The following is a 12,493-nucleotide window of genomic DNA, read 5'->3' as shown; positions in this document are numbered from 1 at the left end:
AGACGGATAGAGTCAAGCTTGTCGAGGAGAATCAGCGCGTCATACTACGTTAGGCAAAGATAAATGAATATCCAATTCTGTGGAAAATCGCGTCTTCTGTTCCTGCTCTGATTTTTTGGCTTACTGGGAAGAAAATCAAATGGGAAAATATGAAACCAAATCACAATATTGGATTAGGCCTCACCCTTCGACTATTATGTCAGGTTTGATGCATGACTAGTGACTTTTTTGGCCTCCACTCCACAGCTTGGAGCGCATCAGGGCACTTTTTTGGCCTCCACTCCACAGCTCGGGGCGCATCAAGGCACTTTTTTGGCCTCCACTCCACAGCTTAGGGCGCATCAGGGCACTTTTTTGGCCCCCACTCCCCAGTTCGGGGTGCATCCTGAGTCGATAGAGATGAAGAAAGGGCTGCTCATAAGTTGCTTATGAGACAGCCCCTATTGTTAGCTTCTACAAGCCTTTAACCATGCCTCCGTCAACAAGCAGAGCTTGCCCGGTCACATAGGTATTGGCGAAAGAGCCGTAAAATACGGCGTGCCTCGCAAACTCTTCCGGCGTACCTGTACGGCCGAGCGGTATGAGCTTGGCTGCTTCCGCCTGGATGTCTTCAACCGTACGACCTTGATCCGCTGCCTTCTTGGCGTCGAGCTCGGCGATCCGATCGGTGCCGATGCGGCCCGGCGCAACGGTATTCACCAGAATGCCGTCCTTCGCCAGTTCCGCGGCCAGGCTTTTCGTTAATGCGTATACGCCCGCACGGAACACGTTGGATAAAATCAGACCGTCAATCGGCTGCTTGATCGAGGTCGACGTCAGATTGACGATCCGTCCCCCTCCTGCGGCTTTCATGAACGGCAGAGCCTCGCGGATCATGCGAATCGTGCTTAGCAAATTCAGTTCGAAGGCCTGCGCCCAATCGGCGTCCTCCATATCCGAGAAGAACCCTCCGCGAGGACCGCCGGCGTTGGTGACGAGCACATCCAATCCGTCCGCCGTGGCGGCTGCCGTACGGATCGCATGGCTGATGTCCTCCCCCTTGGATGCGTCCATTTCGATCATGGACACTTCAACCCCGGTCTTTTCCCGAATATCGCTCCGCGCCTCAACCAATCTTTCCAAGCTTCGACTCGCGATTGTGACTTTGGCTCCTTCCTTCGCGTACTGCAGCGCCACGGCTTTGCCTAAGCCTTTACTCGCAGCCGCCACGAACACCGATTTCCCCGACAGCATCAAATCCATGCTTCATTGCACCCTCTCTTCATCCATAATTGACCAACTTATTCGAACTTCCAGCAGCTCAAGCTAAGAGTGCCGTATTGATAGCTTCGATGCAGCAAGACAGCCTTGCGACCCTGGTCTCCTGCGCCCATAGCGAGCAGCAAGGGAATAAAGTGCTCGGACGTAGGTACCGCTTCTACCGCATAGGGAGCGGCGGAACGATATTGAAACAGCGCCTCCGTATCCCAAGCAAGCAGCTTCTCCTCCAGCCAGCTATCGAATTGCGCAGCCCAGTCAGCCGGCTCCTCCGCCCGCCAATCGATTCTCCGCAAATTATGGACAGTGCCTCCGCTGCCGACGATCATAATATCCTTTTCCCGCAGCTCGGCCAGCGCCTGTCCGATCCGATACTGCTCCTCATTCGACAGCATCCGGTTAACCGACATCGCCACGACCGGAATATCCGCGTCCGGGTACATCAGCTTCAGCACCGCCCACGCGCCGTGATCCAGCCCCCTGTCCACATTTACAATGCTTTCGATGCCGCGCTCCTTGAGCAGCCTGCCGATCTCCTCGCTTAACGCGGCATCGCCTCGGGCGGGATAAGTCATTCGGTACAGCTCGTCCTGAAAACCGCCGAAATCGTAAATTGTCTCGTACGTACCCGGAACCGCGCTGACCGTCTGCGTCAAGCTTTCCCAATGAGCGGAAAACAGCACAATTGCCCTCGGTCTTGGACGGTCCTTGGAAAAGCTCTTTAAAAAATCGGTATAGCCGTGCTCCTCAAGCACAAGCGAGGGGGCTCCATGAGCGACAAAATAAGCGGGCATCATAGCCGGTCACACTCCTTTTGTATACCCTATTGTTATGTCCCGGCGAGTAGAAAGTCAATTCCGCCTGCGTCTCTATTTCACCCGGAACACTCGGCCTGTACAATTGGCATGGATGGGATGCCCCTTCAAGTGCAATGATGAGTACAAAAACCCACTTTTGGCAGGAAGAGAAACCTTGGGATGGTTTTTTACTTACGATCAAACGTTCCTATTTTTCGTCAAAACCCGCTTGACACCACTTTCAAAGTCCGGTATATTGGACGAACAATCCGATATTTTTTTTTACCCTTACGATGGAAGCACCCGTAAGCAAGGCTGATCTCAGCCTTCTTTGCGGGTGCTTTTTGTCGTCTATAAACAATCCAAGGGAGGATTCTGTTATGTCGTTAACCGTACCGTTTCGCCTCGTGCCGCTCGCCCTGCTCCTGATTGTTCTGATTGCCGTTATGCCCGCAAACGCCGACGCCGCATCGATTCAACTGACCGCTTCGCTGAAGGCTTCGCTCGACAAAACCGCTGCTTCGGCGGATACGAAAACGGCCGCCAAACTGCAGACGCTATATGTCGATCTCGGCGCTCAGTTGAAGGCCGACAAAGATACCGCCGCCAGCATCAAAACGCTGCAGTACCGCAATGAGGAAGCCGTCATTCTGATTCGCAAGCAAATTCGCGAGATCGACGCCGCGAAGGTTAGCCGTCTGTCCAACGACGTCCAGCAGGTTAAAGCCCGCTACAAGCCGTTGTTTGATTCCTATGCTGCGCTTAACAAGCAGCTTGCGACGGCCCGCTCGTTAAAGAACAAAACTTTAACGGGCGTTCTGAGCTTTCAAGCCGACGCCATGAAAATAGCCGTCCAGCTTGCCCGCTCAGACATCAAAGCGAAAGAGACCGCCTACAAAACGGCCAAAACCGCCGCCTCCGCGAGAATCAAAGCGGCGCGAGATTCGTTGGCGGCGATCGACCCGTTCAAGGTGCAGATTAAAGCCCATCGCAGCAGCCTAAGTCAGATGCGCGCCTCGCAGTCTCCCGTGTGGTCGAACTTCAAGTACGCTCTCAAGAAATACGATGCCAACGGCGCACATAATACGCTCGCTTCTCTCGTCGCTTCCGCCAAACAAATTGCGGCGCAACAGCAGAAAATCTATACGCTGGAAGCGAAGATATCCGACGTCGTCGCAGCCACAAGATCTCGTTACCTGTAGCGGATGTCCGCTCCCGAGGTATAATAGACTTCATACTATCGCAACAAGGGACGACCCCCTTCGCGATAAGGAAGAAGGAGGAGTCCCAGTGGCCTTAAATATTCGTTTGATTACCGATGAAGACTTTCAGGAAGCGTTGGATAAACAGGCTCTCATACGAGTGTTCAAGGACGATCATATTATCGATTCCGGCGGCATTATCGTCCGCTTCGACGATCGCACCGTCGTCATCCAAACCGGCGTCGGCGATCTTGCCTATCATGATCGTACGGTTTGCGAAATTTTCGAACTGCGGAACAGATAGCGCGAGCCCCGGATATTCGACGAAGATCCCTAAGCCGAAGCCCGAATTCGTCTATTCCTCCCCCTCCTCTACGACGATTCTCACCGAATTGGATTGGGATAGACCGCGGAGCTGACGAACGGTAGCCGGGAAAAAGAAAGATGCCGACGCTTGAATGTCGAACGAGCCTCCGAGCGGCTCGGAGTTCACCACCAGCTTGTATGTGATCGTGGACGATTGACTCGTCGCCAGGTTTCCCAATACGACGCCTGCGGCCGGATCGTCCGTGCGCGAAGCGCCGTTCACGCGCAAGCTGCCGGCAACGACAGAGGTAATGGCCGGAACCAGCTGTCCGACTCGTACTTCCGTCGCTTGAGACGGGGATGGGTTGGTCACGGTCAGAGAGACGGCGACCTCATCGCCGACCGCCACGACTAGCGGAACCGCCGTTAGATGGAGCAGCAACCCATACACTGTAATCGCAACCGTGTCCGTCACCGGGGAAGTCAGCTCGCGTGCGGTTAACGTGACTGTGTTATCCACTACGCTGCCCGGCGGACTGTTCACCGTAAGCCTGGCTCTACCGATCAGGATTGCGCCGACAAGAAAGCGTTGGATGGTTACGTCTCGCAGTCCGAGCGCATCGAATATTCGTACTCCGGTCAGAACAAGGTTGCCTGTGTTCGTCGTGACCACCTGAAAAGTGACGACTTCGTTCTGCAGCACTTCCGGCTTGTCGACGGTCAGCTTAAGATCGGCGCGAGGCAAGTCGGCGACGATGACGGTTGCGACGGCTTCGGCCGGGGCGGTGCGCACGCTGGTCGCGCTGAGCGATGCGGTAATCGTCGTGCCCGGCGGCGTTTGCGGCGCAACCGGAAACAGAGCCTGAAGCTCGATCGTCTGGCCGGGGAGCAGCTGCTCCGCCAAGCCGATATACTGAAACAGAGGAGATTCCAGCACGATGTTCCTCACGGTGACTCCCGTCGGGTTCGTGACAAAGCCGGTAAACAGAATGGACTGGCCCGGGAACACGACAGGACGGTCGGCCGTGCCCGTTACTCGAAGCTCCGGCTGAACCGCTGGCGGCTCGGGCGGCATCGGCGGCAGCGGAATCCGATTGATGAGCAATACGGAGGCGGCTGTCTGCTGCCCGATCCCGCCGCCCTGCGCGACAACGGTATTCACGATCTGCGTCCCGCCCGGCGTACTCGCCGGCACCGTATAAGGGACCGTGATCTGCGTGCGCCCCCCGATCGCGATCGGGGGCACCGTCTCGTTCAAACCCGTTAAAGAATCGGTAACCAGTATACCCGTTAGAATCGTATTCCCCGTGTTGATCAGCGTTAAAATGTATTCAACGGTTTCGCCCGGATTAGCGAAATCGCGGTCTGAATCCTTGAGCAGGAGCAGCCCGGGGCGAGAAGCGACCAACACTTCCGCCGTCGCCTGCTGCGTCTCGTCGCCGGTGACCAGAACAGCCGTATTGACGATTTTCGTCCCCGCCGCGGCATTCGCGGGAATAACAAACTCGGGATTGTAGGATACAAACGAGCTTGATGGAAGCAGCGCAATCGTCTTATCCAAACCCAGATAATCGTCCCTAACCCGTAAGTTGATCCTGGACGTAATCGACGAATCGTTCATGACGCCGATCGTATAACGGACCGTCTCTCCTGGGAAGGCTTCGGTCGGTTCGACCGTCTTAGTCAGCGTTACTCCCGGGGCGGATTGAACGGAAACGGAAGCCGTTGCGGTAATGAAGCCCGGTTCCGGAATATTGGACGCCTCCAGCCGGGCGACGTTGGTGAATTCCGAACCGGGAGCGGCATTGCGCGGAATTTGGAATGCCGCCGTATACAGAAGACCGTCGAACACATTGCCAAGCGGCACCCGAATTCCCAAGACCGGGTCGGACAGAACGGCGTCCTGCAAATCGGTATTGCCGTTGTTGATGAGCCTGAACGTATAAACGACCTCTTCGCCCGGCAGCGCCGACATTTTGTCTACTGTCTTGACCAAGCTTACGTTTACCGGCAGCGCCCCGATGCCAATCGTGCTCGAAGATTCCATTGCCGCAGTCTGATCGCTGGAGGCCGTGGAGATGTTGGAATAGCTCGTGCCCGCTTTGCCGTCCCGCACGATCGACTCGACGGTGAAGGAATATTGTTGGCCCGGCTCAATCGTCGGAACCGTCTGCATAATTCCCAGCTGACTATCGTTAATGACAACATTCGTCAATGGCGCTCCGCCGGAATTCGTTACCGTCACAATATAAGTAATCGCCATCCCGGGCACTCCGGTAAACGAGCTCGCGCCGTTCGCCGTCTTCGTAAGCGTCAAGCTGGCCGCATTGCAAACCTCGGGCAGACACCCTCCGTAAGGCACAAAAACTTCCTGAAAGCTGTTCGTATTTCCGTTGTAAGATTGAGCGATCAACTGGCCGTTGATTTGCCCCGACCCGTTAGCCGTTATCGTAGCGAACGGCGCTAGAACCGACCCGACGATATTCAGACTGCGATGGAAAAATGCGGTTGCCTGCGGCACATTCCATAAAATCCGGCGACCCGGAGCCGGTCCCGGGTCGCCGGTAAACGTAATGCTATAGCTGCCGAAGCCGACGTTGTTGCCCAGAATGTTGGCCAGAACGAACGAGCCGGCTGGAATCGAAAAGTTGATGCCGTTGGCGCTGGCCAGTGATACGCCGCTCCCGCTCACATTGCTTCCGTCGAAAGTGAATACGTTAAGCGTCGGATCGCTCCCCCGGAATTGCAGCGTACCGAAATCATTCGTAACCGTACCGTTGGCAGGGAGCGCTCCCCATGCCTGGGACGAGCACTGCAGCGTCGTTCCGATCGCCGCAAAATCCAGCGGGTTATCCCGCAGCGGCTGGCCTCTGACGCCGTTCAAATTGCTCATGGAATACGCGGTCACAGCCGAAGAGAATCCGATTACCGTGTTGCCCTTGTTCGTTCCCCTCACGATATTGATGTTGCCCGCTACAACAAGACCGGTCAACGTTGGCGATTCCGTCAGTCCCGCGCAGACCGAGTAATCTCTGTAATTGGCGTTCCCCCCGACGGCGACAAGACCTCCCGCCTGCGAATTGATCTGCGTATGATCACCAAGTAAAAATACATTATAAGCGTTCGCCGCTCCAAAATTCGTGCAAGCCATCCGGCAGCCTCCTCTCGACAGTCCATATGTATGCCCGCGTAAATTGTCCTATTCCCGCCCAAAAAAACCGGGAATAAGCCATTTTCCCCGAGATCCCGCATATATAGAGATGACGTTATCTACGGGAGGCTGATTCATATGAAGTCCGCTTTGTGGCGGCGCGTCCTGCTGCTTCTGTCCGTCCTGCTGCTTGTTCCAGCCGTCGCTTCGGTACAGGCGCAAGCCGCGCAATCGCAATCGGTCCAGTTGGCGAAGAAATATACCGAATACGAGCAGTTCATCATGATCGACAAGTCGACGAACAAGCTGTACTTCTTTGAGCAAGGCAAGCTGATCAAGTCGTTTTCCGTCGCAACGGGAAAGAAGCCCTCCTATACGCCGGAAGGCTTGTTTACCATTCGCGAGAAAATCAAAAATCGTCCCTATTACAAGGAAAAAATCAAGGGAGGAGATCCGAAAAACCCTCTGGGCGATCGCTGGCTCGGCCTGAAGGTCACCATTAACGGCAAAACCTCATACGCCTACGGAATCCATGGCAACAACAATGAAAAGTCGATCGGCAAATATGTATCGGCCGGCTGCATTCGCATGCACAACAAGGAGGTCCGCTGGCTGTACGATCAGGTCAAAACCTCTACGCCGGTGTTGATCGTCAAGGAGCTGCCCTGACCTCAGAGCTTGATCGCCGATGTCCAGCCCCAGTAAAACGCATCTCTGTCCCACGCTGCTTTGCCGCCATGAAGCTTCTTGAACGCCTTCTTGACCTCCTTGTCGATCGAGGCGTTCCCGTTCTCGTTGACATAGACGAACCGTTCTCCGAAATGAGTCTTAATATGCTCGATCGCTGCGGCCTGGTACAGAATTCCGGCATTCCTCAACTCGCCGAACATCCAGGCCGCAACATCTTCTGCGGAATTGTTCATGCTGCTTCCCTCCTATTACTGACGCAATCTCACGGGGGCCTCGGGATCGCTCAGATCGTACTTGACCGGTCTCGCATAGACGAATTGCTTGGTTGTCGGATCGTAGGCGTACACCTTCAACGTCAGCTCCGTCTCTGGCAGTCCGTCGGGAACGAGAATGGATAGCTTGCCCGTTGTCATGTCCGTGAAATCGAACACTTCTTCCTCTTCATTTTCCCAGTAAACGCTATATTTCAATCTCGCAGCCACGTTGGAATTCGCAGAACCCGCGTCGAAGATCAGCTTGTGGTCGGTAATTCCGTCGTCTTCCACGTCCAATGCCTGGATTCTCGTCAGCTTAGGTTCCTTAAAAACAAGCGGAAGCGGATCTTTAAGCCCGCTAAGCTTTAGCCAATAGCTGCGAACCGCCGCCAGCGTCATGACCGACGGAATCTCCTCGTTCTCTACTTCTGCATAGAAGCCCATCCCCTCTTCAGTCCGGAGAGAGTTTACCATGCTCGTTTTCGCCGTCGGCGATCCGAACAACGCCATGTAATCGTCGGCCATAATTTCAGTCGCATCCCAGTAATGCGTGTAGTCGGCAGAGGATGTGTCCTCCGTAAACAAGACCGGATACCCTTTGATGCCGCGAATGGACGCCCATTTGGTCTTCGGACTGCTCGGCAGCTTGCGTTCCTTTTTGATAAGCCAATAGTGTGTAAAATGATGGCCGTATTCGTGGCTTAACGTCGTCGCCATGCTTTCAACCGTTGTGTGCTCGTCGGCGCCGTACAGTGTGATTTCAGTAGGCTCGTCCATCTCGATATCGGACAGATCGTCCTCGTACCAAGAGTAGCTCATATCCGCAACGCCCAGTTCTTCGTCGCTCGGCTCAGCGGATAAAATCACTTTGCCCAAATCGTACAGTTCCTCGCCGTGCATATTCTTCAGCAGTTCCGCGTACAGCGCCTTCAATTTCTTCTGGTTCCATTGCTTGCTATAGCTGACGAACTCAATGTGCTCCGGAGACACGTACTTCGCTATCGGTTTACCGGAAGCCGCTTCGACTGAATGGCCCGGCAGCGCGCCGATCAGACCGAGCGCCAAGGCAACCGCCATCAACATACCGGACAACCGAACGAATCTCTTCTTCATGCCTTCCCCCCACCGCCTGTCCATAGAATCTCTCTCTTCTATATCGCCAAAACTGCCTCTACCTTACAGCAAACCGTCTACAATCTCCATACCTATTAAGAGATATTCGGATTGAAAAGAGAGGGAAGCCCCTTGGCTTAACCCTCTATTTGCACTTGTCCTCGAACCATATCGTTGTATAGTCCGGGCTTGGAGAGCAGTTCTTCGTGGGAGCCCCGCTCCAGCAGCCTGCCGTCTTTAAGCACCAGAATTTGGTCGGCGCGCCGGATCGTGTTTAATCTGTGGGCAATGACAAAGCTTGTCCGGCCTTCCATCAACCGCTGCAAACCTTCCTGAATTTTAATTTCCGTAACCGTATCGATGCTGCTCGTCGCCTCGTCCAGCACCAGAATGGCCGGATCGGCCAGAATCGCCCTGGCGATCGCAAGCAGTTGCTTCTGCCCTTGGCTGATGCCCCCGCCGTCTCCGTGCAAAAGCTTGTCGTAGCCGCCGGGCAGACGCTTGATGAAGGAATGGGCGTTCGCCAGCTTGGCGGCCCGCTCCACTTCCTCGTCGGTCGCTTCCGGTTTGCCGTAACGAATATTGTCGCGAATCGTTCCTTCGAACAAGAAAGAGTCCTGCAGCACGAAAGCCATATGGGAACGAAGGCTGGCTCGCTTAATCGTGCGAATATCGCGACCGTCCACCGTTATTTCCCCGGAATCGGCCTCATAGAACCGGGAGAGCAGTTGGATCAGCGACGTCTTCCCCGCGCCGGTCGGCCCGATAATCGCCACCGTCTCCCCCGGCTTCGCCTCGAAGCTGATCTCCTTCAACGTCTGTTCTCCGGAATCGTAGGAGAAGAAGACGTCGGAGAACGAGACTGCGCCCTGCACCGCATCGATCGGACCGGCGTCTCCCTCGTCCTTCGTCTCGTCGTCCTCGTCCAATATTTCGAATACCCTTTCCGCACCTGCAATGGCCGAGAGCAGCGTATTCCACTGGTTGGCCAGATCGTTAAGCGGACGCGTAAACTGTCTGGCATACTCGACGAACACGACGATAACGCCGATCGTTATCGTCCCGCGAATCGCCAGCAAGCCCCCGACTCCGACGATAACGGCGTAGCTCAAGTTGTTCAAGCCGTTCATCAGCTTCGGAATAAACCCGGAGATCGCCTGCGCCCAGAAGCCGGATTGCTTGATCCGAACATTGCGCTCCCCGAATTCCCCGATGACCGCCTCCTCCCTGGAGAAGGCTTTGACGATGCGTTGACCGGACAGCGTCTCTTCGACGTATCCGTTCAAATCTCCGAGATTGCGCTGGCGCTCCTTGAACAGAACCCCCGTTCTGCGCGTAATCCATTTCATGCCTGCGGACATCAGCGGTACGACTAGAAACGTCAACAAGGTAAGCAACGGGCTTAGCAGCAGCATGACGACGACGGTCCCGACCAGAATAAGCGCACTGGAAAAGATCTGGATCGCCGAGCTGTTGAGCGTGGAGCTGACGTTATCCATATCGTTGGTCATCCGGCTCATCAGCTCTCCGCGCTGCCGCTTGGCGAAAAACGGAATCGGCAGCCGATGCAAGTGCTTAAACAGATCCATCCGCATGCGGTAGACCGTCTCCTGCGCAATCGAAATCATCCATACGTTCTGCAGCCATCCTGCAATGGACCCCAACACGTATACCGCCGCAAGCGCTACAAGGAACAGCAGCCAAGGCGTTCCTCCGGCCCCTTCCAAATATCGGTCGATAGCGACGCCGATTAAATATGGGCCGAGCAGCGAAAGACCCGAGCTAATCATCACCATTAACAAAACGAGAGTAAGCATCGCTTTACGGCGAGCAAGGTAGCCCCATATTCGCTTTATGGTCGCCTGCCAGTTTTTCGCTTTGCCTTTTGTAGGCTTGGTTGCTTGCTTGACTGCATGTGTACTTTCCGCCAACGCCTGCGATTTCGGGTAACGAAGGGGATCACTTAGCGCCTTCCGCATGAGACTCCTCCTCCCCGTATTGCGACTCGTAAATGCGACGATACAAGACGTCTTTGGCCAGCAGCTCGCGATGGCTGCCATGCGCGATAAGACGACCGTCGTCCAGCAGCAGAATCAGATCCGCATTGACGGCGGAGCTAATCTTCTGCGTGATCAGGAACGTCGTACAGGCCATGCCTGCCAACGCTTCAAGCAGCGCAGCCTCCGTGCGCACGTCCAGCGCGCTGGTGCTGTCGTCCAGCAGCAGAATCGCCGGCTTGCGCACGAGCGCGCGGGCAATCGAGAGGCGCTGCTTCTGGCCGCCGGACAGGTTGACGCCGCGCTGCCCCAGCATCGTATCGTAGCCCTGCGGCAGGCCGACGATCGTCTCGTGAATCTGCGCCTGCTTGGCCGCTTCGACGATTGCCTCTTCGTTGGCCTCCGGGGCGCCCCAGGCGATATTATCCCGTATCGTGCCCGTAAACAGCACAACCTCCTGCGGCACATAACCGATAGCGTCTCGAAGCTCCCGTACGTCCCATTCGCGCGCGTCTCTGCCGCCGATCCGGATCGTTCCCGACTCTTCCTCGTACAAGCGAAGAATCAGCTGGGCCAGGGAGGATTTTCCCGCCCCCGTCGCTCCGAGAATCGCCACCGAATCGCCCGCTTCGGCCCGGAAAGAAATTTCCTCCAGCGCGAGCGCCTCCGTATCCGGATAGCGGAAGGAAACCCGATCGAACGCAACGCTTGCGTCTTCGATCCCCGCTTGGCCGCCGACACTAGCCGAATCGCTTTCGCGGCCATCCTCCCCGCTTTCCGTAAGGAGCGTTTCTTCGATGCGTCCAGCCGAAGCTCGCGCCCTGGAGAACGCCGCCACCAGCATCGACAGAGCGGACAATGCGCCCGCCGTCCGCAGCGAGTAGTTCACAACGGCTACCACTTCTCCGGTCGTTGCGCTGCCGGCTTGAATGTCCAAGTGCCCGAACCACAGCACCGCGATGATCCCCGCATTCATGATCAGAACGATAAACGGCTGCGTCATCTCCGTCAGTCGCTGAGCCGACGTCAGGCTCTGCATCAGCTCGCCGCTGCGCTGAGCGAAGCGTTCGGTCTCCCTCTCTCCGCGCACGAACACCCGAATCAGCCGCATCCCCGTTAAATTTTCCTGCATAACCCCGTTAACCGCATCGAGCCGATTCTGAACTCTGGCGAACATTTCGGCGGCTTTTTTCACCATCCACAAAATAAAAAGAACGAGAATCGGCACGGTCAGCACCAGCAGCGAACCCAGCTCCACATGCACGATCAGCGCCATGATGACGCTTCCGATTACGACTAGCGGAACGCGCAGCATAAACCTGAGCCCCATAAAAACGGTATCCTGTACTTGCGTAACGTCGTTCGTGAGTCTGGTAATCAGCGAAGATGGCGCAAAGCGGTTAAACACCGCGTAAGAGAAAGATTGCACTTTGCCGTATAGCTTCTCGCGAATGTCGTAACCCAGACTTTGGCTGACATGCGCCGCATAGAAGGAGCTTAAAATTCCGGCGCCGAAGGCAAGCAGAGTTCCTCCTACCAGCACCGCTCCCCATAAAATGACGACCTGCGCGTTGCGCGGTCCGATACCGTCGTCGATTATTCTGGAGATCAGCATCGGCTGAACCAGCTCGACGGCAAGCTCGATCAACATCAGGAATATCGCCGTAAAGGCGGCAACCCGGTACTTGCCCAACACTTGAAAAACGGATTTCATAATTCGTTGTCC

Annotated in this window: 10 protein-coding genes; 3 read left to right on the top strand and 7 right to left on the bottom strand. The window is 55.6% G+C overall.

What is annotated here, in order from left to right; all coding sequences use genetic code 11:
* Positions 1 to 453 precede the first annotated feature (453 nt).
* Both DFP98_RS35565 and DFP98_RS35560 read right to left on the bottom strand, forming a co-directional pair.
* Positions 454 to 1,242 carry an SDR family oxidoreductase gene (locus DFP98_RS35565; RefSeq protein ID WP_116065387.1) on the bottom strand — a complete coding sequence of 263 codons (789 nt, stop codon included), beginning with the start codon at positions 1,240 to 1,242 and terminating at the stop codon, positions 454 to 456.
* Positions 1,243 to 1,280: 38 nt separating this feature from the next.
* The gene (locus DFP98_RS35560) at positions 1,281 to 2,054 is read right to left on the bottom strand and encodes a DODA-type extradiol aromatic ring-opening family dioxygenase (protein WP_116065386.1); all 774 of its coding nucleotides are present in this window, start codon (positions 2,052 to 2,054) and stop codon (positions 1,281 to 1,283) included.
* Between the two features lie 380 nt (positions 2,055 to 2,434).
* On the opposite strand from DFP98_RS35560, the gene DFP98_RS35555 reads away from it, so the two are divergent.
* Positions 2,435 to 3,256, top strand: coding sequence for a hypothetical protein (locus DFP98_RS35555; RefSeq protein WP_116065385.1), 822 nt, complete (start codon positions 2,435 to 2,437; stop codon positions 3,254 to 3,256).
* An 88-nt stretch (positions 3,257 to 3,344) separates the two neighbouring features.
* The gene (locus DFP98_RS35550) at positions 3,345 to 3,560 is read left to right on the top strand and encodes a hypothetical protein (protein WP_116065384.1); all 216 of its coding nucleotides are present in this window, start codon (positions 3,345 to 3,347) and stop codon (positions 3,558 to 3,560) included.
* Between the two features lie 51 nt (positions 3,561 to 3,611).
* Here DFP98_RS35550 and DFP98_RS35545 read toward each other — a convergent pair whose 3' ends face one another.
* Entirely contained in the window at positions 3,612 to 6,713 is a 3,102-nt protein-coding gene (locus tag DFP98_RS35545) for a choice-of-anchor A family protein (RefSeq protein WP_116065383.1), read from the bottom strand.
* A gap of 138 nt (positions 6,714 to 6,851) precedes the next feature.
* Here DFP98_RS35545 and DFP98_RS35540 point away from each other — a divergent pair, with 138 nt between their 5' ends.
* Entirely contained in the window at positions 6,852 to 7,382 is a 531-nt protein-coding gene (locus DFP98_RS35540; RefSeq protein WP_116065382.1) for a L,D-transpeptidase, read from the top strand.
* Positions 7,383 to 7,384: 2 nt separating this feature from the next.
* Here the strand turns inward: DFP98_RS35540 and DFP98_RS35535 are convergent, their stop codons facing one another.
* The 4 genes from DFP98_RS35535 to DFP98_RS35520 all read right to left on the bottom strand — a co-directional run bounded on the left by DFP98_RS35535 (position 7,385) and on the right by DFP98_RS35520 (position 12,481).
* Positions 7,385 to 7,636 (bottom strand): DUF6953 family protein, encoded by a 252-nt coding sequence (locus tag DFP98_RS35535; protein WP_116065381.1) that lies wholly within the window; start codon positions 7,634 to 7,636, stop codon positions 7,385 to 7,387.
* Positions 7,637 to 7,651: 15 nt separating this feature from the next.
* Entirely contained in the window at positions 7,652 to 8,770 is a 1,119-nt protein-coding gene (locus DFP98_RS35530; protein ID WP_147310325.1) for a hypothetical protein, read from the bottom strand.
* A 137-nt stretch (positions 8,771 to 8,907) separates the two neighbouring features.
* Positions 8,908 to 10,749: an ABC transporter ATP-binding protein gene (locus DFP98_RS35525; RefSeq protein ID WP_116065379.1), complete on the bottom strand. Its 1,842-nt coding sequence runs from the start codon at positions 10,747 to 10,749 to the stop codon at positions 8,908 to 8,910.
* Positions 10,730 to 12,481: an ABC transporter ATP-binding protein gene (locus DFP98_RS35520; RefSeq protein ID WP_116065378.1), complete on the bottom strand. Its 1,752-nt coding sequence runs from the start codon at positions 12,479 to 12,481 to the stop codon at positions 10,730 to 10,732. Before DFP98_RS35520 ends, DFP98_RS35525 begins: the two co-directional genes overlap by 20 nt.
* Positions 12,482 to 12,493: the final 12 nt, after the last annotated feature.

Source organism: Cohnella phaseoli, from assembly GCF_003386235.1.
In the GTDB taxonomy this organism is placed as follows: domain Bacteria; phylum Bacillota; class Bacilli; order Paenibacillales; family Paenibacillaceae; genus Cohnella; species Cohnella phaseoli.
This window is presented reverse-complemented; position numbering and strand designations above follow the sequence as displayed.

What these genes read in the sequence shown, in the direction of transcription:
- DFP98_RS35565 (WP_116065387.1), bottom strand. Translation starts at nt 1,242, where the DNA reads ATGGATTTGATGCTGTCGGGGAAATCGGTGTTCGTGGCGGCTGCGAGT.
- DFP98_RS35560 (WP_116065386.1), bottom strand. Translation starts at nt 2,054, where the DNA reads ATGATGCCCGCTTATTTTGTCGCTCATGGAGCCCCCTCGCTTGTGCTT.
- DFP98_RS35555 (WP_116065385.1), top strand. Translation starts at nt 2,435, where the DNA reads ATGTCGTTAACCGTACCGTTTCGCCTCGTGCCGCTCGCCCTGCTCCTG.
- DFP98_RS35545 (WP_116065383.1), bottom strand. Translation starts at nt 6,713, where the DNA reads ATGGCTTGCACGAATTTTGGAGCGGCGAACGCTTATAATGTATTTTTA.
- DFP98_RS35540 (WP_116065382.1), top strand. Translation starts at nt 6,852, where the DNA reads ATGAAGTCCGCTTTGTGGCGGCGCGTCCTGCTGCTTCTGTCCGTCCTG.
- DFP98_RS35535 (WP_116065381.1), bottom strand. Translation starts at nt 7,636, where the DNA reads ATGAACAATTCCGCAGAAGATGTTGCGGCCTGGATGTTCGGCGAGTTG.
- DFP98_RS35530 (WP_147310325.1), bottom strand. Translation starts at nt 8,770, where the DNA reads ATGAAGAAGAGATTCGTTCGGTTGTCCGGTATGTTGATGGCGGTTGCC.
- DFP98_RS35525 (WP_116065379.1), bottom strand. Translation starts at nt 10,749, where the DNA reads ATGCGGAAGGCGCTAAGTGATCCCCTTCGTTACCCGAAATCGCAGGCG.
- DFP98_RS35520 (WP_116065378.1), bottom strand. Translation starts at nt 12,481, where the DNA reads ATGAAATCCGTTTTTCAAGTGTTGGGCAAGTACCGGGTTGCCGCCTTT.